This is a genomic window from Streptomyces sp. SID12488 (assembly GCF_010548275.1).
Classification (GTDB): Bacteria; Actinomycetota; Actinomycetes; order Streptomycetales; family Streptomycetaceae; genus Streptomyces.
Genome location: NZ_JAAGLT010000020.1, coordinates 72745 through 96896, shown reverse-complemented (window position 1 = coordinate 96896; position 24152 = coordinate 72745). Strand labels below are relative to the sequence as shown.

19 protein-coding genes are annotated in these 24152 nt (G+C 71.0%); 11 read left to right on the top strand and 8 right to left on the bottom strand.

Going from position 1 to position 24152, the window contains the following annotated elements; genetic code table 11:
- Window positions 1-116 precede the first annotated feature (116 nt).
- The 3 genes from G3I56_RS27300 (at window position 117) to sulP (ending at window position 3263) form a co-directional block, all read left to right on the top strand.
- Window positions 117-395 carry a hypothetical protein gene (locus G3I56_RS27300; protein WP_164413382.1) on the top strand — a complete coding sequence of 93 codons (279 nt, stop codon included), beginning with the start codon at window positions 117-119 and terminating at the stop codon, window positions 393-395.
- Between the two features lie 158 nt (window positions 396-553).
- Complete coding sequence (ppk2, locus tag G3I56_RS27295; protein ID WP_164413380.1) at window positions 554-1357, top strand: polyphosphate kinase 2; 804 nt, start codon at window positions 554-556, stop codon at window positions 1355-1357.
- A gap of 175 nt (window positions 1358-1532) precedes the next feature.
- On the top strand, window positions 1533-3263 hold the full coding sequence (gene sulP / locus G3I56_RS27290) for a sulfate permease (RefSeq protein WP_164413378.1): 1731 nt from the start codon (window positions 1533-1535) through the stop codon (window positions 3261-3263).
- Between the two features lie 63 nt (window positions 3264-3326).
- Here sulP and G3I56_RS27285 read toward each other — a convergent pair whose 3' ends face one another.
- The 3 genes from G3I56_RS27285 to G3I56_RS27275 form a co-directional block, all read right to left on the bottom strand.
- Entirely contained in the window at window positions 3327-5072 is a 1746-nt protein-coding gene (locus G3I56_RS27285) for a serine/threonine-protein kinase (RefSeq protein WP_164413376.1), read from the bottom strand.
- A gap of 171 nt (window positions 5073-5243) precedes the next feature.
- Window positions 5244-6119 carry a PhzF family phenazine biosynthesis isomerase gene (locus G3I56_RS27280; RefSeq protein WP_164413375.1) on the bottom strand — a complete coding sequence of 292 codons (876 nt, stop codon included), beginning with the start codon at window positions 6117-6119 and terminating at the stop codon, window positions 5244-5246.
- Between the two features lie 85 nt (window positions 6120-6204).
- Window positions 6205-6798 carry a sigma-70 family RNA polymerase sigma factor gene (locus G3I56_RS27275; protein ID WP_164413513.1) on the bottom strand — a complete coding sequence of 198 codons (594 nt, stop codon included), beginning with the start codon at window positions 6796-6798 and terminating at the stop codon, window positions 6205-6207.
- Window positions 6799-6944: 146 nt separating this feature from the next.
- On the opposite strand from G3I56_RS27275, the gene G3I56_RS27270 reads away from it, so the two are divergent.
- Complete coding sequence (locus tag G3I56_RS27270) at window positions 6945-7970, top strand: MerR family transcriptional regulator (RefSeq protein ID WP_164413374.1); 1026 nt, start codon at window positions 6945-6947, stop codon at window positions 7968-7970.
- Window positions 7971-7997: 27 nt separating this feature from the next.
- On the opposite strand, the gene G3I56_RS27265 is transcribed toward G3I56_RS27270, so the two are convergent.
- Together G3I56_RS27265 and G3I56_RS27260 are read right to left on the bottom strand one after the other, a co-directional pair.
- Window positions 7998-9371 (bottom strand): deoxyribodipyrimidine photo-lyase, encoded by a 1374-nt coding sequence (locus G3I56_RS27265; RefSeq protein WP_164413373.1) that lies wholly within the window; start codon window positions 9369-9371, stop codon window positions 7998-8000.
- 157 nt (window positions 9372-9528) lie between these two features.
- Entirely contained in the window at window positions 9529-11733 is a 2205-nt protein-coding gene (locus tag G3I56_RS27260) for a glycoside hydrolase family 36 protein (protein WP_164413372.1), read from the bottom strand.
- Window positions 11734-11838: 105 nt separating this feature from the next.
- Here G3I56_RS27260 and G3I56_RS27255 point away from each other — a divergent pair, with 105 nt between their 5' ends.
- The 5 genes from G3I56_RS27255 to G3I56_RS27235 all read left to right on the top strand — a co-directional run bounded on the left by G3I56_RS27255 (window position 11839) and on the right by G3I56_RS27235 (window position 18777).
- Window positions 11839-12885, top strand: a complete 1047-nt coding sequence (locus G3I56_RS27255) for a LacI family DNA-binding transcriptional regulator (RefSeq protein WP_164413371.1) — start codon at window positions 11839-11841, stop codon at window positions 12883-12885.
- 116 nt (window positions 12886-13001) lie between these two features.
- Window positions 13002-14336 (top strand): extracellular solute-binding protein, encoded by a 1335-nt coding sequence (locus tag G3I56_RS27250; protein ID WP_164413370.1) that lies wholly within the window; start codon window positions 13002-13004, stop codon window positions 14334-14336.
- A 49-nt stretch (window positions 14337-14385) separates the two neighbouring features.
- Window positions 14386-15315 carry a sugar ABC transporter permease gene (locus G3I56_RS27245; protein WP_164413369.1) on the top strand — a complete coding sequence of 310 codons (930 nt, stop codon included), beginning with the start codon at window positions 14386-14388 and terminating at the stop codon, window positions 15313-15315.
- Window positions 15316-15332: 17 nt separating this feature from the next.
- Entirely contained in the window at window positions 15333-16202 is an 870-nt protein-coding gene (locus G3I56_RS27240; RefSeq protein ID WP_164413511.1) for a carbohydrate ABC transporter permease, read from the top strand.
- 106 nt (window positions 16203-16308) lie between these two features.
- Complete coding sequence (locus tag G3I56_RS27235) at window positions 16309-18777, top strand: CBM35 domain-containing protein (RefSeq protein WP_164413368.1); 2469 nt, start codon at window positions 16309-16311, stop codon at window positions 18775-18777.
- Window positions 18778-18925: 148 nt separating this feature from the next.
- On the opposite strand, the gene G3I56_RS27230 is transcribed toward G3I56_RS27235, so the two are convergent.
- From G3I56_RS27230 to G3I56_RS27220, 3 genes are read right to left on the bottom strand one after another with little or no spacing between them, the layout of a single operon-like run.
- On the bottom strand, window positions 18926-19606 hold the full coding sequence (locus tag G3I56_RS27230) for a 3-oxoacid CoA-transferase subunit B (protein WP_164413367.1): 681 nt from the start codon (window positions 19604-19606) through the stop codon (window positions 18926-18928).
- Window positions 19603-20298 carry a 3-oxoacid CoA-transferase subunit A gene (locus G3I56_RS27225; protein WP_164413365.1) on the bottom strand — a complete coding sequence of 232 codons (696 nt, stop codon included), beginning with the start codon at window positions 20296-20298 and terminating at the stop codon, window positions 19603-19605. The genes G3I56_RS27230 and G3I56_RS27225 overlap by 4 nt, the downstream gene beginning before the upstream one ends.
- A complete protein-coding gene (locus tag G3I56_RS27220; protein WP_164413363.1) occupies window positions 20295-21500 on the bottom strand; it encodes a thiolase family protein in 1206 nt (401 codons plus the stop codon). Before G3I56_RS27220 ends, G3I56_RS27225 begins: the two co-directional genes overlap by 4 nt.
- Window positions 21501-21571: 71 nt before the next feature.
- Between G3I56_RS27220 and G3I56_RS27215 the strand changes: the two genes are divergently transcribed.
- Window positions 21572-22453, top strand: coding sequence for a LysR substrate-binding domain-containing protein (locus G3I56_RS27215; RefSeq protein WP_164413361.1), 882 nt, complete (start codon window positions 21572-21574; stop codon window positions 22451-22453).
- A 290-nt stretch (window positions 22454-22743) separates the two neighbouring features.
- On the top strand, window positions 22744-23949 hold the full coding sequence (locus G3I56_RS27210; RefSeq protein ID WP_164413509.1) for an MFS transporter: 1206 nt from the start codon (window positions 22744-22746) through the stop codon (window positions 23947-23949).
- Window positions 23950-24152: the final 203 nt, after the last annotated feature.

Sequence of the window (24152 nt, the reverse complement as noted above, 5' to 3'; positions counted from 1 at the left end):
GGTGCCGCCCCGGGCGGCGGACACCCTCGGACAACGCACCGAAGCCGCACCGTGCCGGAGGCGACAACCCGGCACGGTGGGACGGTCCTGCGCGGTGACCGTGAGGGGTCGACACTGTGCCGCGCACGGTGTCGATCGCGGCGCTGACGTGGTCGAGGGTCGTCGGTGCCAGGTCGGTGTTCTCGGTGTTCTCGGTGCTCTTCGGGACGCGGCTGTCGACCGCGGCCGAGGGGGATGTACGGGCGGATGCGCAGTTGTCGGAATCCGCCACAGCGCTGGTGTGTCCCCGCGCCGGCACGCTCCAGCACCGGCCGACTCTCATCGGCCCGGCCGGCGTATTCGAGGTGTTCGCCCACCTCCCGGAGACAGTCGTCGTCCCCGCTGCGGCGTACTGACCCGACGGCACGGCGCGGCCCACGCGGACGCCGCCCGGCAGCGGGTGTGCGGGGGTGCGCGGTTCGTCGTCGGTCAGTACGGTGCTGCTGTCCTGGTGTTAGCCCGGGCATCGTGACTCCCCGAGTCATCGACGTGGGTCCCGGACGGTGGAGGCTGTATGGCCGGCAAGAAGACGACGACGCTGCCGCGCAAGGTGTACGAGCCGGAGCTGCTGCGCCTGCAGACGGAGCTGGTGAAGCTGCAGGAGTGGGTACGGGCGGAGGGCGCCCGGCTGGTGGTCGTGTTCGAGGGCCGGGACGCGGCGGGCAAGGGCGGCACCATCAAGCGGGTCGCGGAACACCTCAATCCGCGGGTGGCCCGGATCGCGGCACTGCCGAAGCCGACGGAACGGGAGCGCACGCAGTGGTACTTCCAGCGGTACGTCGAGCAGCTCCCGGCGGCCGGGGAGATCGTGCTGTTCGACCGTAGTTGGTACAACCGGGCGGGCGTCGAGCATGTGATGGGCTTCTGCACGAAAGAGGAGTACCAGCTCTTCCTCCGGCAGTGCCCGGCCTTCGAGCGGATGCTGACCGAGGCGGGCATTGTGCTGCGCAAGTACTGGTTCTCGGTGAGCGACGAGGTACAGCAGGAGCGGTTCCGCCAGCGTCTCGACGACCCGACCCGGCGCTGGAAGCTCTCGCCGATGGACCTGGAGTCGATCACCCGCTGGGAGGCGTACTCCCGGGCCAAGGACGCGATGCTGGTCCACACCGACACCTCCGAGGCGCCCTGGTACGTCGTCGAGAGCGACGACAAGCGCCGGGCGCGGCTGAACATGATCGCCCACCTGTTGAGCACGCTCCCCTACCACGAGGTCCCGCCGCCGGTGCTCAAGCTGCCGCACCGGCCACCGTCGACCGGGTACGTGCGTCCACCGCGTGATCTGCAGACATACGTTCCCGATCACGCGGCGGACCTCTGAACCCGTTCACGCCGGTTGAGCACCTCGCGGGCGCGCGAGCAAGGGGTGGCCGGCGGTCTCGTGCGCGGGGCACCGCAAGGTCCATAAGGCCGCTGCCTTCAGGACGTCCGCCTCGGGGATGATCAGCCGTGCGCGACGACCGTGGATCATGAGGTCATTCGGCAGAAGGAGACCCATGTCCCAGAGCTCGGGCAGACCCGTTCCCCTGTGGCACCGTCTGGCGCCGGGGCTCCACGCGCTCCTCGGTTACCGGCGTGCCTGGCTGCGTGGCGATCTGCTGGCCGGGGCGACGGTGGCCGCGTATCTCGTGCCGCAGGTGATGGCGTACGCGGGTGTGGCCGGTCTCCCGCCGGTCGCCGGTCTGTGGGCGATCCTGCCGGCGCTCGCCCTGTACGCGCTGTTCGGCTCCTCGCGGCTGCTGTCGGTCGGGCCCGAGTCGACGACGGCGCTGATGACGGCGACCGTGGTCGGCCCGCTGGCCGCGGGAGACCCAGGCCGCTACGCCACCCTGGCCGCCACCCTGGCCGCCACCCTGGCGGTCACGGTCGGGCTGCTGTGCGTCGTGGCCTGGGCGGTGCGGCTGGGTTTCGTCGCGGACCTGCTCTCCCGGCCGGTCCTGGTCGGCTACCTGGCGGGGGTGGCACTGATCATGATCGTGGACCAGTTGCCGAAGCTCACCGGCGTCAGCACCACAGGCTCCGCCTTCTTCCCTCAACTGTGGTCGTTCGTAAGGCACTTGTCGCAGATCCACCTGGCCACACTGCTGTTCGCCGTGCTCCTGCTCGCCTTCGTCCTCGCCGTGGCCCGCTTCTTCCCCGCCGTGCCCGGTCCCCTACTGGCCGTGGTCCTCGCCACGACGGCCGTGGCCGTCCTCGGCCTCGACGACCACCACGGGATCAAGGTGATCGGCGACGTCCCGGCGGGGCTGCCCGGCCTGGCCGCCCCGGACCTGGCCGAGCTGCCCCACCTGGTACTGCCCGCCCTCGGTGTCCTCCTCGTCGGCTACACGGACTTCATCCTCACCGCACGGGCCTTCACCGGCCGCACCGCCGACGACGACGGCCCCGGGCTCGACGCCAACCAGGAACTGCTCGCCCTGGGCGCGGCCAACCTCGGTGCCGGGGCGGTGCACGGCTTCCCGGTCAGCAGCAGCGCCAGCCGCACCGCGCTCGCCTCCTCGGCGGGCGCCCGCTCGCAGGCGTACTCCCTGGTCGCCGCCGTTGTCGTCCTCGCCGTCCTGCTGTTCCTGAGTCCCCTGCTGACCCGGATGCCCTCGGTCGTGCTCGGCGCGCTCGTCGTCTACGCCGCCCTGCGCATGATCGACCTGACGGGCTTCCGACGGCTGGCGTCCTTCCGGCGCCGCGAGCTGCTGCTGGCGCTCGGTTGCCTGGCCGGCGTACTGGCCCTGGACATCCTGTACGGGGTGCTGGTCGCCGTCGGTCTGTCGGTGGCCGAGCTGCTGACCCGGGTCGCGCGCCCGCACGACGCGATCGAGGGGGTGGTGCCCGGGGTGGCCGGCATGCACGACGTGGACGACTATCCGCAGGCCCGTACGATCCCCGGGCTGGTGGTCTACCGCTACGACTCGCCCCTCTTCTTCGCCAACGCGGAGAACTTCCACCGCCGGGCCCTGGCCTCCGTGGACGGACAGGAAGACCCGGTCCACTGGTTCGTCCTCAACGCCGAGGCCAATGTGGAGGTCGACATCACCGCCCTGGACGCCGTCGACGCGCTGCGTGGCGAACTGACCCGCCGGGGCATCGTCTTCGCTCTCGCCCGCGTCAAACAGGACCTCCGTCATGATCTGGACGCGTACGGCCTGACGGAGTCCGTCGGCGCCGGCCTCATCTTCCCCACCCTGCCGACAGCCGTGGCCGCGTACCGCGAGTGGGAACGGGCTCGGTAGGCCGCGAGTCCCGGCCGTACGTCGCCGCCGGCCGCGTCAGGGAACCACCGGCTTCCCGCTGGATCAGTCCTGGGCGGGCAGCACCCTCGTCACCCTGCCCCGGGTGTCCGCCTCCAGATAGCCGCCCCCGTAGCCGTCGGACAGGTAGACCGCCATTCCGGCCGGCGTGTCGAAGGTGTCGTTGGGCATCCTCACCACCAGGTAGCGGTTCTCCGGATCGTCGACGTTCAGCTTCTTGTCCGCCTCCTTCAGGAGCGCGGGAACCTTGTCCCAGTCGAAGCCGTCGAGACCGATCGGCTGGTCACCGCCGGCCAGGGAACCGCTGATGATGTCCTTCTCCACGCCTTCGCCCGGGCGGTAGGTGTAGGAGTCGTACTTGGTGTTGCTTTCGTTGACCATCACGTCGGCGATGGCGTACTCCTCGTACACGGTGAAGTCGCCGAACCTGTTCCGGCCGGTCTCCTTCTCGAACGCCCTGATGGCGGTGCGGATGCCGGCCGGGGTGAGCAGCGTCGTGGTCCGGGCCTCCTCGGACTGCTGGGCCGCCGGAGTGGTCGTGGTCCGCGACACCGTCGGCTGCACTCTCGGCGTGGACGTCGAGGCACCCGTGCCCGCCTTCGCGTCACCCGAGTCGCCCCCGAGAGGCACCAGCCACCACACGAGGACAGCGGCGAGCGAGGATCCCGAGACGCCCCACAGGACCCTCAGGCCAGGGACGCGTCGACGTGCCGCTGGTACGGGCGCGGGTGCCGTCACCGGCTGGATCATGACGGGACCGGGGAGAACCGGCGGCGGCCCGAACCCGGCCCGGACGGGAGTGGTCGGCGCGACAGGAGCCCCACCGGACACGACGAACCCGGCGGGCCGAGCAGAGGTGCGCGGGTCCGAGGGTGCCGTCGGGGCGGACGGCGGACCCAGCGGGTAGGAGGTGGGCACGTCCCTCGACGCGGTCGAGTGGTCCGGAGCCGATTCGATCTCGGCCAGCTTGCGGTCCAGCGCCGCGGCGGTCGGCCTCGCCGCCGGGTCCCGCACGAGGACGCTCATCAGCACGTCGCCGAGGGCGCCGGCCCGCACCGGTGGCGGCACGTCGTCGTGGAGGACCGCTGCGAGGGTGGCCAGCGTGTTGCCCCGGCGAAGCGGGTGGTGACCCTCCACGGCGGTGTACAGCATCATCGCCAGCGACCACAGGTCGGAGGCGGCTCCGCCCTCGTGCCCCGAGATGCGCTCGGGTGCCATGAAGTCGGCCGTACCGATGATGGAGCCCGTGGCGGTGAGGCTGGTCGCCTCGCGGATCGCGGCGATGCCGAAGTCGGTGAGCACCGGTCGCCCGTCCGGCCGCAGGAGTACGTTGGCGGGCTTGACGTCCCGGTGCTCGATACCGGCGTCGTGCGCCGCGGTGAGCGCGGCCAGTACTCCCCGGCCGGTCCGCGCCGCCTCGGCCGGCGCCATCGGCGCCCGGGCGAGCCGGTCGGCCAGCGAACCTCCGCTGACCAGCTCCATCACGATCCACGGGTAGGTGCCCTCACCGCCGTCGACGATGTGGTGGATGGTGACGACGTTCGGATGGTCGATCCGGGCCAGGGCCCTGGCCTCGCGCAGCACCCTCTCGCGGAGCATGCGCGCGCCCTCGGGGTCGTACTCGGCGAGGTCCCGGTCGGGCGGGCGGACCTCCTTGACCGCCACCAGCCTGTGGAGCACCACGTCCCTGGCCCGCCAGACGGTGCCCATCCCGCCACCGCCGAGACGGGCCTCCAGCTCGAAGCGCCCGTCGACGATCCGTCGCCCGGTGCCTCTGTCTGCCTCACTCATGCAGGGGAGCCTAAACGCCGCCACCGACACCGTTCGAACGGTACCCACCATCAGCTACGGCAGATCACGGAGAGCCGGGAATCAACTGTCGTACGGACGGGCAGCGTTGGGCCGTTGACGGTGGGTTGGAGCCTGCTCTCCCAGGTCCGCACCAGCGTCATGGCCGACCCTTCAGCCGATGCGTGTTCCCGCGCCGCCGACCCGGACGCGCGGGTCACCCGCGCGCAGTGTCACCGTGAGTTCGCCGGGGCGGCCCAGATCCTCGCCCTGGTGCAGGGTGAGGACGGTGTCCTCGGGGACCAGGCCGAGCTCACGGGCGTACGCCCCGAACGCGGCAGCTGCCGCGCCGGTCGCCGGGTCCTCGACGACGCCGCCGACGGGGAACGGATCACGGACGTGGAAGACGGCGGCGGACTCCCGCCACACCAACTGGACCGTGGTCAGGTCCAGGCGTTGCATCAGGGCGTCGAGGCGCTCGAAGTCGTACGTGAGATCCGCGAGGCGGGCGCGCGTCGCCGCCGCGAGAACGAGATGGCGGGCGCCCGCGAAGGCGATACGGGGCGGGAAGGCCGGGTCGAGATCGGCGGCCGGCCAGTCCAGCGCGGCCAGTGCCTCCGTGAGGTCGGCGGCGGCGATCTCCTCGATCTTCGGCTCGACGCTGGTGAGCGTGGCGCGGAGCGTCCCGCCCTCCTCGGCCACCACCACCGGCACGATGCCTGCGCGCGTCGCGAACACCAGCTCACCGGGGCCCCGGCGCTCGGCGAGGGCGACGGCGGTCGCGACGGTCGCGTGCCCGCAGAACGGCACCTCGGCCCTGGGGCTGAAGTAGCGGATGCTGTACGCCCCGCCCTCCTCGCCGCCCAGACCCTCCGGCGGCGCGGTCAGGAACGCGGACTCCGAGTATCCGAGGTCGGCGGCGATGGCCAGCATGTCGCTGTCGTCCAGGGCGGTGGCGTCCAGCACAACGCCTGCGGGGTTTCCGCCGTCGGGAGAGGTGGAGAAGGCGGTGTAACGCAGCACCTCGGGCCTCGGCGTGTTCGTCGTCATGCTCGCGGCAACACGGGACGGGGCCCCGGCTGTTCCCGGACACCCACCACACCCACGTCGCCGGGGACGTCAGCGGCCCGTACCGTCACACCGCTTCCGGGTCGAAGGCCACCTCGAGCTCGCGCCTCAGGCGGTACAGGCCGCGCCGTGCGTGGCTCTTGACAGTGCCCAGCGGCCAGCCCGTGCGCTCGGCGATCTGGCTCTGGCTCAGGTCCTCGTAGAAGGCGAGCCGCAGCACCCGCTGCTGGGCCGAGGCCAGCTTGGCGAATTCGGCGCGCACCACCACCCGATCCAGGGCCCCCTCGAACCGGTCGTCGGCGGGATCGGCGGGCGCGGGCCAGGCGTCCGCCGCGGCGATCAGGTGGCAGCGGCGGGTACGCGCGGCGAGCGCGTCGGCGATCCGGTGCCGGGCGATGCCGACGATCCAGCCGACGAGCGGCCCGCGTTCCGGCCGGTAGCCCCGCCGACCGCGCCACACGCCGAGGAAGACCTGCTGGGTGACGTCCTCGGCCTCCTTCACGTCTCCCAGGGACCGCCAGGCCAGGCTGTGCACCAGTGCCGACCAACGCCGGTACACGGCCGCCAGGCACGCTTCGTCGCCCGCGAGAAAGCCCCGGACCAGCTCCTCGTCGTCCGGTGACACGGTGGGCGGGGCGACCGGAGCGGCGCACTCGGACATGTTCATGACGGTGACTCCTTGCACGGAACGGATCCGGCGTCGCGATCCGGCGTACGACGGTCCTGCCATCGTCCGAGTCCGGGCGCGGGGCAGCAACTCGCATCGATTCTGCGTCGTATACCGGGGCGAGGTCGTAGAGTCGGCCCATGGACGGCATTACGGGCGACAGCGCGGCGGCCCGCTCGGGGGCCGTACCCCAGGACATCGCGACGGGTCTGACCACCGGCGCGCTGGCCCGTCGGCTGGGCGTGTCACCCACGACTCTGCGCTCCTGGGACCACCGCTACGGCATCGGGCCCGCGATCCGCCCCGACGGCCGGCACCGCCGATGGGCTCCGCACGACGTGGCCGTACTGGAGACGATGTGCCGGCTCACGTCCACCGGTGTGCCGCCGGCGGAGGCGGCCCGCGCCGCGCGGGAGACGGTGGCCGGGGCTCCGGGCGAGGGCCGGGCGCCTGCCCCGGTGCCGGAACCGGCACCCGGACCCGCATCCCGCGCGGCCGGCCCGCTTCCGCTGGGCGATGTGCGCCTGGAGTGCAGGGGGCTCGCCCGTGCCGCCGTACGGCTCGACGCACCCGCCGTGGAGCAGCAGCTTGCCACGGCGGTCGACACCCACGGTCTCGTGGTCGCCTGGCAGGAGGTGATGCTGCCGACGCTGCACGCCGTGGGCCGCAAATGGGCCTCCTCCGGGGACCGTTACGTCGAGGTGGAGCACCTTCTGTCCTGGCACGTCTCCACCACGCTGCGCCGCTTCGCGCGCCCGGCGGCCGGATCCGGCGGCGCCTCGGCGCCCGGACCGGTGGTTCTCGCCTGTATGCCCGACGAACAGCACACGCTGGCACTGGAGGCGCTCCACGCCGGACTGGGCGAACGGGGCCTGCCCACCCGGATGTTCGGATCCGCGGTCCCCGCGGAGGCACTGATCGCGGCGGTGGACCGGCTCGGCCCGGCGGCCGTCGTCCTGTGGGCGCAGGCCCGCTCCACGGCGAGCCTGCCGCTGGCCCGGCGCGTCGCGCGTGCCCGGTGGGGTGTGAAGGGCGCCCGGCGCAGCCCCCTGGTGGTGCCGTGCGGCCCGGGCTGGCTCGGCCGATCGGACCCCGGGATGCCCTGGCCCATGTCTCTGAAGGACGCCCTGGACACCCTGGAGTCCGTGTACTCGGAGGACCGGTGAGGTCACCCGCGGCGGTCGGGCGGTGGCTCAGTCGAGACCGCGGGCGCGCTTGAAGCGGTCGAGCCCGTCCGGCAGGCCGACGATCGGGTCCGGGTAGTCGACGGCGGCGCGGTCCAGGCCGCGCAGTTTCCACGGCTCGTGCACCACCGCCCCTGCCAGTGGCCGCAGTTCGGGCACCCAGCGGCGCACGTACACGCCGTCGGGGTCGTACCGCTTGGCCTGGGTGACGGGGTTGAGGACCCGGTTGGGCCGTGAGTCGGTCCCGGTACCGGCCATCCACTGCCAGTTGAGCTGGTTGTTGGCGACGTCGCCGTCCACCAGCAGGTCCAGGAAGTGCCGGGCGCCGACCCTCCAGTCGACGTACAGCGTCTTGGCGAGGAAGCTCGCGGTCAGCAGGCGGCCCCGGTTGTGCATCCAGCCCTCGTAGCGCAGCTGGCGCATCGCCGCGTCGACGATCGGGTAGCCGGTGCGGCCCTCCTTCCACGCCTCGACGTCCTCCCGTGCCTCCGACCCCAGGCGCCAACGGTCGTTCTTGGTGCGGTAGTCGAAGACGGCCGCGTCCGGGCGGGCCGCGAGCACCTGACGGTGGAAGTCGCGCCAGGCGAGCTGCCTTACGAAGGCGTCGGCGCCCGGTCCGCCCGCCCGGCGGGCCCGGTGGACGAGTTCGACGGCGGAGAGGGTGCCGAAGTGCAGATGCGGGGAGAGCCGTGAGGTCACATCACCGCCCAGGTCGTCATGGCCGTCCTCGTACGTCGCGACCCCGTTGCGGAGCCACGCGGCGAGGCGGGCGCGGCCCTCGGTCTCGCCGCCTGCGGCGAGCCCCTCCGAGAGGCCCGGCAGGCCGCTCCGGGACGGCAGGGTGCCGGATCCGACACTCTCCGGGACCCGCACCGTGCGCGGCGCCCCGAGCGGCTCCCGCAGTTGCTGCTGCGACCAGTGCCGGAAGTACGGCGTGAAGACGGCGAAGTGGTCCGAGGCCGCCGGGACCACGGCACCCGGGGCGACGGCGGCGGTCACCGCGTCGTGCACGTGCAGCCGTACACCGTCCGCCTCCAGGGCGCGGCGGAGCCGGTCCTCGCGTCGGCGCGCGTGGCCGCTGACGTCGGCCGCCATGTGCACCTCGTCGGCGCCCGCCTCGGCGGCGACCCGGCACACCTCGCCGACGAGGTCGCCGTGGCGCACGACCAGCCGTCCGCCCCGATCGCGCAGGCCGGTGTCGAGGTCGCGCAGGCAGTCGGCGAGGAAGGCCAGCCGGTTGGGTACGGCGAATCCGGCGCCGTCCGCCGCCGGGTCCCGCACGAACAGCGGGACGACCCCCCTGCCACCGTCCAGGGCGGCCCGCAGCGGCGGATGGTCGTGCAGACGGAGGTCGGCGGTGAACAGGACGACTGAGACGTTCATGGTCACCACTTCCGGGCCGGGGCCCGCATCGGATGCGCCCCTGACGGAACTCTGGTCGCCGACGACCGCCACTTGCGCTTTCCTTCAATGAACGAAGCGGCCCATATCAGCGTAAATCTACCGACGCCATCCGGCTTGCCGCTGTTTCCGGTCCGCCTCAGCCGCCCGAAGTGAGCCGGATCAGCAGCACAGCGGGCGTGCTCGGCAGCGACACCAGCAGTCCGCCCCTGTCCCCTTCCCAGACCGCCGAGCCGGCGTCCGGAGCGGAGGGGTGCAGGATCTCCGCACGGACGTCCTGGCCTGCCAAGTGCCCCACCGGCAGGCGGAGTTCCGGCTCTCCGCCGCGGCGCCACACCGAGAGATAGGACGTACGGCCACCCGGCACCCGCACGCCCAGGGCCAGCCACTCGTCCGTCCACCCCGGCAGACCGAGCGGCCAGAACGGCACCGCCTCCGTGAGATCGCCGCGGAGTGACTTGTACACGGCCACCGCGTCCCCCACGAGGGCGAGCTGGCGCTCCGACATCCGGTCCAGATGGCCGGAGAGATGGATCCGGCCGAGCAGCGCCCCGCCCAGGGTGAAGGTGATCAGGCCGTCGTCGAACCCCGGCTGCGGGTAGGCCCAGACGGCGCCCTGCTCGGGCGGGACCACCGTGGGCGCGGCGGCGGCGATCGGCGGGCAGAGCAGGGGGTCCTGCTGGTCGCTGGTGGACTGGAGCTGGGCGACGGCCAGCGTGGCCCCGTCCATCCGCATCCCGCCCGAGGCGCAGTTCTCGATCACCAGACCCGGGTGCCGGTCCAGCACCTCGGAGAGCCAGTCCAGGTATGCCTGGGCGTGGCCGAGCAGCCCGGCGCCGGGCGCGATGTCCCCGGGGGCGCAGGTCCCCGGGTCGACCACGATGTTGTAGTCCAGCTTGAGATAGCCGACGCCCCAGTCGCCGACGATGCGGTCCACCGTCTTGTCGAGGTGCGCGCGGGCGGCCGGGTGCCGCAGGTCCAGCTGGTGGCGGCCCTGTTCGGCGATGCGTACGCCGTCCCGCTGGAAGAAGGCCTCCGGGGGAAGCTCGGAGGCGATCGGGCTGCGGACTCCCACGACCTCCGGTTCCAGCCACAGGCCGGGCACCATCCCGCGCTCCCTGATCCGGTCCAGGACCGCCTGGATTCCGCCGTCGGGGAAGCGGCGAGGCGAGGGCAGCCACTCGCCGACGCTGTCCCACCAGCCCTCGGTGCTGTCGTCGTACCAGCCGGAGTCGACGCAGAAGTACTCCGACCCGGCCCGGGCCGCGGCATCGATCAGCGGCAGCAGTTTCTCCGTCGTCGGGTCGCCCATCAGGGTGTTCATGTAGTCGTTGAAGACGACCGGCAGTGCGGTGTGGTCGGGGTGCGGGCGGCGTACGGCACGGCGGTACGAGGTCAGGGCGGCGAAGGTGTCGTCGAGGCCGGAACCGAGAGCCAGGACGCCGGACACGGTGGTGAACTCGACGCCGGGCGCGAGGCGGACGCGCCACTGGTGTTCCGCGTCCGTGGGGCCGTTCAGCGCCAGATACGTGCCGTGGTCGCGCTCGCCCAGGTCCCAGCGCCAACCGGCCGGGGACTCGATCTGCCACAACCAGGCCCGGTCGCCGCCACGTTCGGTGAGCGCGCCCATCGCAAGGTGCCCGTCGGTGGGCCAACTGCCGCGTCCGGTCAGGGTCAGCGCCGCCCGGCTGTCGTGCTGGTGGACGTCGACGTGGATGTCGCTGACGGTGTCGCGCAGCGGCTCGGAGTGCCAACGGCACTCCGCCAGCCAGTCGTTGCGGGCGCGGTGGACGTCGAGACCGTCGGGAGAGGGGAGGGCGCCGAGCAGCAGACTGCTGACGGACTGGACGACGAGGGGCTCCGCTCCCCCGTTGCGGAGGCGGACACGGGAGCGCAGCACGGGCAGCCCGACGGGCGAGGACAGCTCGACGAAAGCGGTCAACGCGGTCTCGGCATCGTGGAGTTCGACGGTCAGGTACGTCCAGCCGTCGGCTTCCCGGACGGTGTGGCCCCGATGCCGCAGTCGGGCGCCGAAGGCCGTACCGGTGAAGCGGGGACCCGACCAGCCGCTCCCGTGACCGAGCGCAGTGAGCTCCACGAGGTGAAGGGGGGCCTCCGGGCCGGGCTCGGACGCCGATACCGACGCCGACGCCGATGCCGATGCCCTGGTGGGGGGCACCCCGCCCGACCGAGGCCGGGAGTCGGGGCGGGTCAGCCGCACCAACCGCAGGACCCCGTCGGCACCGGTGGCGAACTCGGCCTCCAGAGCCCGATGGCCCCAGACAAAGTGCTGCTCAGTGGTGGTGCGGGGGGCCGCGCCCGCCGAATCCGACGTACCGGTCAACGTCTTCCCCTCCCGATGGCGCCTGCGCCGACGGTCTGATTCTGCCGCGTGAATTGATGGTTACGGTCTCTTGACGACTCTCATGTGACCGGTCACAATCCTGGCATGAATGTGACCGGTCACACAAGGCGCTCAGTGAGCATCCGGGATGTCGCCACCGCGGCCGGAGTCTCCTATCAGACCGTCTCCCGGGTGATCAACGACCACCCCAGCGTCAAGCCGTCGACCCGAGACAGGGTGCTCGCCGCCATCGACGAACTGGGGTTCCGGCGCAACTCCACCGCACTCGCCCTCGCCAGCGGACGCAGCCGTGCCGTGACCGTGCTCACCTCCAACACCACGCACTACGGCTACGCCTCGATCCTCCAGGGCATCGAGGAGGCCGCCCGCGCCGCCGCGTACAGCGTCGGGGTCGGCGTGCTCGAATCGGCCGACGAAGCCGACGAGGCCGCCATCGCGGCCCAGGTGCAGCGGGCGGCGGACTCGGGCGGCGGACTGATCGTGATCGCATACGATCCGGCCGGTGTACGGGCCCTGGGTGCCGTTCCCGCCGACCTGCCGGTCGTCGGCGTGGTCGAGACCCCCGCCAGCCCACCCGGCGACGACCGTCCCTGGGTGTGGGCGGACGACCGCGAGGCCGCCTACGAGGCGACCCGCCATCTGCTCTCCCTCGGCCACGAAACCGTGCACTACGTCGCCATCCCCTCCAGCACCCGGCGCACCAGCGCCCGAACGACCGGCTGGCAGCAGGCCCTCCGGGAGGCGGGAGCGCCGGAACATCTTCCTCTGCAGGGGAGTTGGGGCCCCGCGGGCGGTCACACGGCGGGTCTGGAACTCGCCAAGGACGCCGGCGTCACCGCGATCCTGTGCGGCAACGACGACCTCGCGCTCGGCGTGATCCGCGCCCTCCACGAGGCGGGCCGCGCGGTCCCCGGTGAGGTGAGCGTGGCCGGGTTCGACGACGCCCCGCACTCCGCCTATCTGACCCCGTCGCTGACGACCGTACGCCTGGACTTCACCGGCCTCGGCCGGTCCGCGTTCGCCCTGCTGCACGGCGTGCTGGAGGAGTCCGCGCAGATCGCCCCGCACCCCGTCTCCGTACCGGAACTGGTGGTGCGGGAGAGCTCGGGGCCGCCGCCCGAACGCGGCTGAACCCGTTCTCTCCACGCCCGCACCCCTCGCCCACTTGCTCCGCCCGCTCGCTTGCACCTTCTCAGCCGGACCGCTTCCCGATCCGCCCACCTGAGCCCGTTCGCGAAAGGCACGTCATGACGAGAAGAGCCCTCCCCGCGCTGGCGTTCATATGCGCCGCCGCCCTGTCCGTCACCGCATGCAGTGACCCCACCGCCGGCGACTCGGGTTCGTCCGCCGACTCGGGTGCCAAGCAGACGAAGGTCGACCCGACCGCCCGCCTCGACGGCGTGAAGCTGACCATGTGGACCGCGCAGAACACACTCAACGCGCCCAAGCAGGTCATCGACGCCTTCGAGAAGGCGACCGGCGCCGAGGTCGAGACGCAGGCGATCCCCGACCTGTACGAGCAGAACGTGCCGACCAAGCTCGCCTCCGGCGACAAGCCCGACCTGATGTTCTGGCAGCCGTCCATCTCCACGCTGCCCTTCATCCAGCCGAAGCAGAACCTCCTCACCCTCGACGGGGAGGAGTGGGTGTCGAAGCTGGGCGACACGGAGAAGTCGCTCGGCGTGATCGACGGCAAGCGGTACGCGGCGATCGTCACCAGCCCCGCCATGCTCGGCGTCTACTACAACAAGGACGTCTTCAAGAAGGCCGGGCTGAGCGAGGCCGACTTCCCCAAGTCGTACGACCAGTTGCTGGCCCTCGGCAAGACCATCACCGACAAGACCGACGCGGCCGGCTTCTACGAGGCCGGCGGCGACAAGTGGCCGCTCCAGTGGCAGATGCAGGTCCAGCTCACCGACCTCGACAAGCAGTGGTGGGCCGACCTCAACCAGAACAAGGTCAAGTGGACCGACCCGGTCGTCGTCGGCGCCATCAAGAAGTACAAGGAGAAGCTGCTCGACGCCGGGCTCGCGCAGAAGAACTACAAGACCGGCACGTTCACCGGGCAGGCCGACTCCCTCTGGAAGGGTGAGGCAGGCATGGTCCTCAACGTCACATCGTTCCAGAGCCAGTTGCAGGCCAAGTACTCCACGGCCGAGATCGACAAGAGGATCGGCTGGTTCCCGGTCGCCAACTCCTCCGCAACCGGCCTGTACTCCCCCGACCAGACGAACGGCGTGGTCGCCTTCAGGACGGGTGACGAGAAGCGGCAGAACGCCTCCCGGCAGTTCCTGGCCTTCTGGCTCGGTCCGGACTACGCCGACTACATCAAGACGATGAAGATCCCCTCCGTGGAGCCGTCCGTGCCGACTCCCGCCGGCCTTCCCGAGGCGTCGATGGCGCAGGTCAAGGCGCTGCCGACGGCCATCGGTGTCTTCCAGGCCAAGGCGATCGTCGCGCCCGACACCCACCTGTACCTCGCCGACATGCTCTACGGCAAGAAGAGTCCGCAGCAGGTCGCGCAGGCGATCCAGGACCAGTTCGCGCAGGTGGCCAAGGCCCAGGCCGCGCCCGGCTTCTAGTCGACCTCCGCACCGGCCTCCGGACCGACCGACTGGCAAGGAATTCCCGATGGCGGACACGGCCATTCGCACGCGCACTCAGAAACCGGCGCCCGCCAAGGGCCGGGCAAGAAAGGCGGGACGGCTGCCCCGCGCCGCCGTCCATCACCCCTGGTGGTTCGCCCTCCCCGCGATCGTCGTCTTCGCGGCCTTCTTCCTGGTGCCGAACCTGCTCAACTTCTACTACCCGTTCACCAACTGGTCCTCGTACCACCCGGACATCGCCTTCACCGGCCTCGACAACTTCACGACCATCGCTCACGACGGCTCGCTGCTGCGGGCGATCCGTACGACCCTGCTCTACGCCCTTCTGGCGGCGGTCTTCCAGAACGGCTTCGGGCTCGGTCTGGCACTGCTGCTGGAGGCGGACAGCCGGTTCAACCGGTTCTTCCGCGCCGTCTTCTTCCTGCCCGTGCTCATCTCCGCGCTCGCCACCGGCTACATCTTCCAGTCCCTGTTCAACCAGGACGGCGCCGTCAACGGCCTCCTGGGCACGGACATCCCGTGGCTCGGCTCGACGTCCTGGACGCTGGTCCTGGTCACCGTCATCCACGGCTGGAAGTGGATGGGCCTGTCCATGCTGATCTATCTCGCCGGCCTCAAAGGCATCCCCGGCGAGATGCTGGAGGCCGCGAAGTGCGACGGCGCCGGGCCGTGGCGGACCTTCTGGTCGGTGCGCTGGCCGATGCTGGCGCCCGCCCTCACCTTCAACATCACCACGGCGCTGATCGGCTCGATGAACACCTTCGACATCGTGCAGGCCACGACGGGCGGCGGGCCCGCGGGCTCCACGGAGGTCTTCAACATCTACATGTTCCGGATCTTCGGACAGGGCCTGTACGCCCAAGCCTCCGCGATGAGCCTCGTCCTCTTCCTGGTCGTGGTCGCCGTCGCGATCCCGCTCGTCATCGGACTGCGCCGAAGGGAGCAACTGCTGTGAGCACCGCCGTGAATCCCGTGTCCGCCGCGCGTCGGACATCCGCCGTCCGGCGCTCGTCCGACGTCAACCCCGCCTGGCGCTACGGCCGTCCGGCGCTCGTCCTGCTGCTCGCGGGGCTCGCCGTCGGCGTACCGCTGTGGCTGGTCGCCGTCACCTCCGCCAAGCCGCAGGCCGAGGCGATCACCCCGAACCTCGACCTGCCACGGCACTGGCAGCCTGGCAGCAACTACAAGGAGGCCGTCAGCCAGGGCGAGATGCTGCACGGCTTCCTCAACTCCCTCCTCGTCGTGGTGCCTTCGGTCGCCCTCGTCCTGATCCTGGGCGCCGGCGCCGCCTGGGTCTTCGCGCGCCGCAAGTCGAAGCTGGTCTCGGCGGCGTACGCGATCTGCATCAGCGGGCTGCTGCTGCCGCCCGCCGTCATCACCATCGTCATGGAGCTGCGGCAGCTCGGGCTCGCGGGCACCCGGCCCGGGATGATCGCCGTCTACACCGGGATGTACCTGTCCACGTCGGTCTTCTTCATGACCGGCTTCATCCGGGCCATCCCGGTGGAGCTGGAGGAGGCCGCGCGGATGGACGGCGCGTCGCCGCTGCGGATCTTCCGGCAGATCATTCTGCCGCTGCTCAGGCCGGTCATCGCCACCGCGACGATCATGGTGATGCTCTACGCCTGGAGCGACATCTTCTACGCCTTCTTCGTCCTCGGCGGCGGAGAGAAGGCGACCCTGCCGCTCAACCTCTACAAGGTCGCGAGCGCCCAGCTGTACCTCAACAACTGGCATCTCGTCTTCGCGTACGTCGTGGTGATGAGCCTGCCCATGGTCGCCATCTTCCTGGTGGCCCAGCGAAAGATCGTGTCCGGAATCACCAGTGGAGCCGTCAAATGACCGGAGGTCCCTCAGCGTGAGCACCCCCACCCCCACGCGAGCCCGCACGAAATCCCGTTCCCGTGCCGCAACTGTCCTTGCCACAGCCGTACTTGGAGCAGCCGCCATGGCAGGCACCCTTCCCGCCGCGGGACCCGCGGCAGCAGCCGCCGCGCAGCGGCTCACCGTCGACCTGGCAGCGTCCGAGGGCCGGGTGACGCTCGGAGCCAACGGCACCCTGTACGGGCTCAGCGACGACGGCGTGCCCAGCGACGCCATGCTGGCACCCCTGAAGATCACCAGCATCTCGCAGAAGCCGGAGGGCGGCGCCCAGCATCCCAACGGGGACGCACTCACGGTCTCCAAGTCGTTCTTCCGCAACGGCGGCGGCGAGATCAACGTGATGATGCAGGACATCTACGCGAAGTGGCCGTACGAGGATCTCGGCATCGAGGACTACCTCCCCAAGGTCGACAAGATCGTCAAGCAGGTGGCGGCCGATCCCAACAGCGAGCACTTCGTCTACATCCCCTTCAACGAGCCCGACCAGATCTGGTACAACCTCGGCACGTCCGACCAGGCGCAGTACGAGATCAATCGCGACCGCTTCTTCAAGGACTGGAAGACGGTGTACGAGCGCATCCGGGCGATCGACCCGGACGCCAGGATCGCGGGCCCGAACGAGTCCGGCTACCACTCCCGCCTGCTGACCGACTTCCTCGCCTTCGCCAAGCGGGAGAACGTCCTGCCGCAGGTCATGACGTGGCACGAGTTGGACTCCAGCTCACTGAAGAACTTCCAGGGCAACTACGACAACTACCGCTCGATCGAACGCCAACTCGGCATCGCGCCCCTGAAGATCAATATCGACGAGTACGCGAACCGCCGCGACCTGTCCGTCCCGGGCCAACTCGCCCAGTGGGTCGCGATGTTCGAGCGGAACAAGGTGTACGCCAACCAGGCCTACTGGGACGCGGCCGGCAACCTCGACGGCAATGTCGTACGCAGCAACATCCCCAACGGCGGCTGGTGGTTCTTCCGTTGGTACGCGGGGCTGACCGGCGACACCGTCAAGGTGACCCCGCCGCAGGCCAACACCGTCGACACCCTCCAGGGTCTCGCCTCGTACGACAAGAAGCGCCGCCAGGCACAGGTGCTGCTGGGCGGCTCGGCCGGTGACGCCGACGTCGTCGTACGCAACGTCTCCCGGTCGGCCTTCGGCCGGACGGTCACCGCGACCGTCGCCGAGGCCGCCTGGTCCGGCTACGAGGGTCAGCACGCGACGCCCCGCGTCCTCGCCCGCACCAAGGTGAAGGTCGCGGCGGACGGCACGGTGACCGTCCCGCTGCGCGGCCTGCACAAGATGTCCGCGTACCGGATCGTCCTGACCCCCGGCGGCTCCGGCACCCCGTCCGCCGCGTCCGTCCCCTGGTCGGCGTCGTACGAGGCCGAGGACGCGGCCATCACCGGCGGCCAGGTCTACACACAGGGCACGGTCAGCAACGCCAACGGCTACGCGGCCTCCGGGACGAAGGACGTCGGCTCGCTGAACCAGGCCACCAGCAAGGTCGACTTCACGGTCGACGTGCCCAAGGCCGGCACCTACGACCTGGCGATCCTGTACGGCAACCAGTCCGGAACACCGGCCACGCAGAAGCTCTCGGTCGACGGCCAGGCCGCGGTCACCGTCTCCTACCCCTCCACCGAGAACTGGACCTACCGCGCGAAGAAAGACGTCACCGTCGACCTCCCGGCCGGCAAGCACGTCCTGACACTGGCCAAGGGAGACACCGAGGTCACCCTCGACCGCATCGACCTGACCGCCCGTACCTCCGCCGTGCCCTCGGCGTCGTACGAGGCCACGCTCGCGGACATCAGCGGCCGGCCTTCCTACGACTACTCCTCGTCCACCGGGGTCGGCACGGGCGCCCTCGTACTGCGCTCCGGCGACAAGGCGGTCTTCGACGTCTACGCACCGCGTGACGGCTACTACTCGGTGGTGCCGCGATCCTCGGCGCCGGTGCGGCTGGAGCTGCACGGCCAGAAGGTGACGGCGGTACCGGGCAAGGCTCTGCGGCTGTATCTGGTGGCGGGCAACAACCGCATCGCGCTGACGGCCAAGGCCACTTCCGTCCGCTCCCTCGACGTCTCGGGCACCGGCTCGATGTCCGGCGTCCTCTCCTACGAGGGTCCCTCGGCCACCCTCGCGGGCGGCGCCAAGCTCGTCGACTCGGCGTACGCCTCCGCCGGTTCCTACATCGGCTGGCTCGGCAACAGCGCCGCCAGTACAGCCGAGTTCACGGTGCAGGCGCCCAAGTCGGGCCGCTACCTGCTGGTGATCAGCTACGCGCACAACGAGCGGCGCGACAACGGCCACTCGTACAACACGGACATCATGTCCCGTACGGCGGACCTCACGGTGGGGACGGCTGCACCCCGGACGGTCACCTTCAAGAACACCTGGGGCTGGGACGACTACTGGACGCTGGGCGTCCCCGTCGACCTGAAGGCGGGCTCCAACAAGGTGACGTTCGGGAACGCGAGCGCGTGGGCGCCGAACATCGACCGGATCGAACTGGGCCGCGTCATCGGCTAGTAGACGCAGTCCCGCACAGGACCGGGCCGGATCTCCGTCGAGATCCGGCCCGGCTCCACGTCGGGCGACACCGGGCGGCATCTGTGGCCGGCCTCTGTGGCCGGCCACCGGGACCCAACGCTCAGAGCACATGAGTGAACCCGGCTTCCTACGACAGCGTGATGCCGAGGCGCTCCGCCAGTTCCTTGGCGCCGATACCGTACGTCTCCCGGATCCGGACGCCGTCGGGGCCCACGTCGAAGACGCCGTGGTCCGTGTAGACGCGGCTGACGCAGCCGATGCCGGTGAGCGGGTAGGCGCACCGCGGTACGAGCTTCGGCTCACCGGAGCGGGTGAAGAGCGTCATCATCACGTAGACGTCCTTGGCACCGATGGCGAGGTCCATGGCGCCGCCGACTGCGGGGATGTCGTCGGGCTTCCCGGTGGTCCAGTTGGCGAGATCGCCGTCGAAGGCGACCTGGTACGCCCCGAGGACACAGACGTCCAGGTGCCCGCCACGCATCATCGCGAAGGAGTCGGCGTGGTGGAAGTACGCAGTTCCCGGCAGCTCGGTCACCGGGACCTTGCCGGCATTGGTCAGGTCGGGGTCGACCGCGTCACCCTCGGCCTTCGGGCCCATGTTGAGCATGCCGTTCTCGGTGTGCAGCACCACCCCGGAGTCGGCCGGCAGATGGTCGGCGATCCTGGTGGGCTGCCCGATCCCGAGGTTGACGAAGGCGCCGGCCGGGATGTCGCGTGCGATGACGGCGGCCAGCTCCTCCATCGAGAGCTGGTGGTCGGCGCTCCTCGGCGCCTCGGCGTACGCCCGGGCGGTCGGCGTGGTGGTCATCGTGCCCCCTGGACGGTGTAGTGCCGGGCCGCCACCTGGACGATCCGGTCGACGTAGATGGACGGGGTGACGACGGCCTCGGGATCGAGCGTCCCGGGCTCGACGACCTCGCCGACCTGGACGATGGTGGTCGTCGCGGCCGTGGCCATGACCGGTCCGAAGTTGCGGGCCGTCTTGCGGTAGACGAGGTTGCCCAGCGCATCCGCGACATGTGCGCCGATCAGCGCGTAGTCGCCCTTGATGGGGTACTCCAGCAGGTACTTCCGGCCGTCGATCTCCCGCTCCTCCTTGCCCTCGGCCAGCGGTGTGCCGACCGCGGTCGGGCAGTAGAACGCGCCGATGCCGGCACCGGCGGCGCGCATCCGCTCGGCGAGGTTGCCCTGCGGCACCACCTCCAGCTCGATCTTCCCCTCGCGGTAGAGGCCGTCGAAGACCCAGGAGTCCGCCTGGCGCGGAAAGGAGCAGAGCACCTTGCGCACCCGGCCGGCGGCCAGCAGTGCGGCCAGACCGACCTCGCCGTTGCCCGCGTTGTTGGACACGATCGTGAGGTCTTTCGCCCCCTGCCGGATGAGCGCGTCGATCAGGTCGAACGGCATCCCGGCCAGGCCGAAGCCGCCGACGAGGACGGTCGCCCCGTCCTCGATCCCGGCGACCGCCGCGTCGGCGCTCTCGACGATCTCCGCCCGGCTCACCGGCCCGCCTCCGTGACGCCGCAGTTCTCGAGTACGACGGCCAGCCCCTGGCCGACCCCGATGCAGATCGCGGCGACGCCGTAGCGCTGCTTCGTGACGCGCAGCACCTTGGCCAGCGTGGCGAGGACCCGACCGCCCGAGGCGCCCAGCGGGTGCCCGATCGCGATGGCGCCACCCTTCTGGTTCACGATGGCGGGGTCGATCTTCCACGCGTCGAGACAGGCGAGCGACTGCACGGCGAAGGCCTCATTGAGCTCGACCGCGCCCACCTGGTCCCAGCCGATCCCGGCCCGGGCCAGCGCCCGGTTCGCGGCCTCGACCGGGGCGTAGCCGAAAGCCTGCGGCTCCAGCGCCATCACGCCCCGGCCGGCGATACGCGCGATCGGGTCGGCCCCGATCGTGACCGCCGCCCGCTCGCTGCCCAGCAGCACCGCGGAGGCACCGTCGTTGAGCGGACTGGCGTTACCTGCGGTGATGGTGCCGCCCTGCTCCGGGGTACGGAAGACGGGCTGGAGCCCGGCCAGCGTCTCGGGCGTGGAGCCGGCCCGGATGCCCTCGTCGCGCGTCAGGTCGACACCCTCGACCGGCACCACCAGTCCGTCGTAGAAGCCCGACTCCCAAGCAAGGTCGGCGAGTTGGTGTGAGCGGGCGGCGAACTCGTCCTGCCGCTCACGGGAGATGCCGAAGCGCTCCCGGAGCCGCTCGTTGGCCTCGCCGAGGCTGACCGTCCACTCCTTCGGCATGCGTGGGTTGACCAGCCGCCACCCGAGCGTGGTCGAGACCGCGGTGACGTCACCGACCGGGAACGGCTTCGCCGACTTGGGCAGCACCCACGGCGCACGCGTCATGGACTCCACGCCGCCGGTCAGCACCACCTCGGCATCGCCGGACTCGATCGTCCGGCTGGCCGTCATCGCCGCGTCGAGGCTCGAACCGCACAGCCGGTTCACCGTGGTGCCGGGCACGCTCACCGGGAGCCCGGCGAGCAGCGCGGCCATACGGCCGACGTTGCGGTTCTCCTCACCGGCGCCGTTGGCGTTGCCCCACACCACGTCGCCGATCGCGGCAGGATCGAGGTCCGGGACGCCGGCGAGCGTCGAGGTGATCGCGGCGGCGGCGAGGTCGTCGGGGCGGACACCGGCCAGCGCGCCGTTGAAGCGGCCGAACGGCGTCCGCGTCGCGGCGTACAGATAAGCACTCATGGCACCGACGTTAGTACCGTGCCGCGATATTCTGAAGTACACATATCCGAGCTGATTGATATGGGTGAGATATGGATCTGCGTCATCTCCGGTACTTCGTGGCGGTGGCCGAGGAGCTCCACTTCGGTCGCGCCGCCGAGCGGCTCCACATGGCCCAGCCGCCGCTCTCCCAGCAGATCCGCCAGCTGGAAACCGAACTGGGTGTCGAGCTGCTCCACCGCACCACACGCCGTGTCGATCTCACGGAGGCGGGCAGGGCCTACCTCGATCGGGCGCGCGCGATCCTCGCCGGCGTCGAAGAGGCCACTCACCACGCACGGCTCGTCGCGTCGGGCTCAGTGGGCCACCTCGCGATCGGGTGCGTGGGCTCGGCGACGTACAGCCTCCTGCCCGCGCTCTCACGGCGGCTCGCGGACGAGCTTCCCGGCGTCGAGTTCTCCTTCCGCGGCGAGATGCTCGCGCCCGACCAGGTCGAGGCGCTGCGCACGGGCGCGATCGACGTCGCGCTGCTGCGCCCCCCGGCGGCCGACGTCTCCCTCACCGTGCACACGCTGCGCCGGGACCCGCTCGTGGTCGCCGTACCGGTCGGCCATCGCCTCGCCCGCCGGTCACGGCTGCGCGTCGCGGACCTCGCCGGTGCCGACCTGATCGTCCACTCCGCCGGCCGCCGGTCGGTGATGTACGACGTCGTACTGGGCCTCCTGCGCGACGCCGGGGTCGAGCCGCACATCCGCCACGAGGTCGGCGAGACCTCGACGCTGGTCACGCTCGTGGCGGGCGGCCTCGGCGTCGCGGTCGTGCCCGAGCCCGTGACCGCGCTGGCCCTCGAAGGCGTCACCTACCTGCCGCTGGCCGGGGCCGACGCCCGCATCGAGCTGGCCGTCGCCCACCGCGCCGACCGCGCGGAACCGCACCTGGCGCGCACTGTGGGGATCATCCGGGCGATGTTCTGAGGCGTAGCCAATGGTGTGTGCGGGTCGGAAGGCGCGCGGCCACGGGGCGGTGCCACATCGGCGTCCAGGAAGACGATCCACAACCGGCCGCGACCAGAGCCGTGGAGAGTCGATCCACACCGCCGGCGAGGGGCGGAACTGGAATCGACCAGGACTGGATTCGGCGGGTGAACGCCTGCATCACCGCAGGCTGAAGGGCCCTCGGGCTCCCTCGACTTCCGTCCAAGCACCCTCGCTCTTTGTCCATGGACACGTCCGGCGCCAGGGGCGAGGGTATGGCCATGCGACGGATGCCGAGTGGACTGATCGCGCTGGCACTGGGCGGTTTCGGTATCGGCCTGACCGAGTTCCTGATCGCCGGGCTGCTGCCGCAGGTGGCGTCGAGTTTCGACGTGTCCGAGGCGGCAGCGGGCCGGCTGATCTCCGGGTACGCGTTGAGTGTCGCGGTCGGCGCGATCGCGTTGACCGCGGCGACGGCGCGGCTGCCTCGCAAGCAGGTGCTGGTCGGTCTGGTGGCGTTGTTCGTCGTCGGCAACCTGATGTCCGCTGTCGCGCCGAACTACGAGGTGATGCTGCTCGGGCGGATCGTCGCCGCGTTGTGCCACGGTTCGTTCTTCGGAATCGGCTCGCTCGTCGCGCGCGGTCTGGTCGCGCCGGAGCGGAAGTCCCGTGCGGTGGCGGTCATGTTCGCCGGGCTGACGGTGTCGAACGTGCTGGGCGTGCCGTTCGGCGCGCTGGTCGGTGAGCGGTGGGGCTGGCGGGCGGCCTTCTGGGCGGTCACCGCGATCGGTGTGCTCGCGCTGGCGGGCATCGTCGCCCTGGTCCCCGGTGACGCGGGAGAGACACGGCCGTCGGCGGTGACGGGCCACTCGGAGCCTGCACCACCCAGCGCCTTGCGGGCCCAGTTGCGCGCGTTCCGGTCCTGGCAGGTCTGGCTGACGCTGGCGGCCACCGCGCTCGGCTACGGCGGGATGTTCGGTGCGTTCACCTACATCGCCTACACGTTCACCGAGGTCGGCGGCTTCGCGTCGGCGGACGTCCCCTGGCTGCTGATGGTGTACGGCGCCGGACTGGTCGTCGGGAACCTGGTCGGCGGGCGAGCGGCCGACCGCGACCGTGACCGCGCCCTGATCATCGCCCTGCTCGGACTCGCCGTCACCCTGGCCGTGTTCGGACTGCTGGCCACCAGCGCCGCCGCGTCGGTGGTGCTGGTGTTCCTGATGGGCCTGTTCGGGTTCGCCGGTGTGCCCGGCCTGATCACCCGTGTCACCGACTACGCCCGCGGAGCGGCACTGGCCGCCAGTGCCAACGTGTCCGCGTCCAACCTCGGCAACGCCCTCGGCGCCTGGCTCGGCGGCCTGGCCATCACGGCGGGCCTCGGCTACACCGCACCGCTCTACGTAGGCGCCGGCATCGTCCTGGTCGCGGTCATCGTCATGATGGTTGCCGCACGCCAAGCACAGTCGCCCGTGCGGCAGTTGGAGCACCACGGGTGAGGGATGCCGCCCGGGCGGCACACCCCGGCTCAGACGCGACGCCCGGGCGCCGAGACCGGCGTTCCGCCGACTCGCCCGCCGCCCCGAACCCGGAGCCCGTGCCGGGGGCGCCGACGGCTCCGAAGGCGGTCCGGCAAACCCCTCGAACGCGTCGGCGGCCGTCCCTCGACAGCGAGGCGGGCCTGCGGACCCTGCAGATCGTG

Bases quoted from the DNA above. Each gene is read 5' to 3' on its own strand.
- G3I56_RS27265 (WP_164413373.1), bottom strand. From the start codon at position 9,371: ATGAACGTCTCAGTCGTCCTGTTCACCGCCGACCTCCGTCTGCACGAC.
- G3I56_RS27285 (WP_164413376.1), bottom strand. From the start codon at position 5,072: ATGAGTGAGGCAGACAGAGGCACCGGGCGACGGATCGTCGACGGGCGC.
- G3I56_RS27250 (WP_164413370.1), top strand. From the start codon at position 13,002: ATGACGAGAAGAGCCCTCCCCGCGCTGGCGTTCATATGCGCCGCCGCC.
- G3I56_RS27255 (WP_164413371.1), top strand. From the start codon at position 11,839: ATGAATGTGACCGGTCACACAAGGCGCTCAGTGAGCATCCGGGATGTC.
- G3I56_RS27235 (WP_164413368.1), top strand. From the start codon at position 16,309: ATGGCAGGCACCCTTCCCGCCGCGGGACCCGCGGCAGCAGCCGCCGCG.
- G3I56_RS27245 (WP_164413369.1), top strand. From the start codon at position 14,386: ATGGCGGACACGGCCATTCGCACGCGCACTCAGAAACCGGCGCCCGCC.
- G3I56_RS27230 (WP_164413367.1), bottom strand. From the start codon at position 19,606: ATGACCACCACGCCGACCGCCCGGGCGTACGCCGAGGCGCCGAGGAGC.
- sulP (WP_164413378.1), top strand. From the start codon at position 1,533: ATGTCCCAGAGCTCGGGCAGACCCGTTCCCCTGTGGCACCGTCTGGCG.
- G3I56_RS27275 (WP_164413513.1), bottom strand. From the start codon at position 6,798: ATGTCCGAGTGCGCCGCTCCGGTCGCCCCGCCCACCGTGTCACCGGAC.
- G3I56_RS27215 (WP_164413361.1), top strand. From the start codon at position 21,572: ATGGATCTGCGTCATCTCCGGTACTTCGTGGCGGTGGCCGAGGAGCTC.
- G3I56_RS27270 (WP_164413374.1), top strand. From the start codon at position 6,945: ATGGACGGCATTACGGGCGACAGCGCGGCGGCCCGCTCGGGGGCCGTA.
- G3I56_RS27280 (WP_164413375.1), bottom strand. From the start codon at position 6,119: ATGACGACGAACACGCCGAGGCCCGAGGTGCTGCGTTACACCGCCTTC.
- ppk2 (WP_164413380.1), top strand. From the start codon at position 554: ATGGCCGGCAAGAAGACGACGACGCTGCCGCGCAAGGTGTACGAGCCG.
- G3I56_RS27220 (WP_164413363.1), bottom strand. From the start codon at position 21,500: ATGAGTGCTTATCTGTACGCCGCGACGCGGACGCCGTTCGGCCGCTTC.
- G3I56_RS27210 (WP_164413509.1), top strand. From the start codon at position 22,744: ATGCCGAGTGGACTGATCGCGCTGGCACTGGGCGGTTTCGGTATCGGC.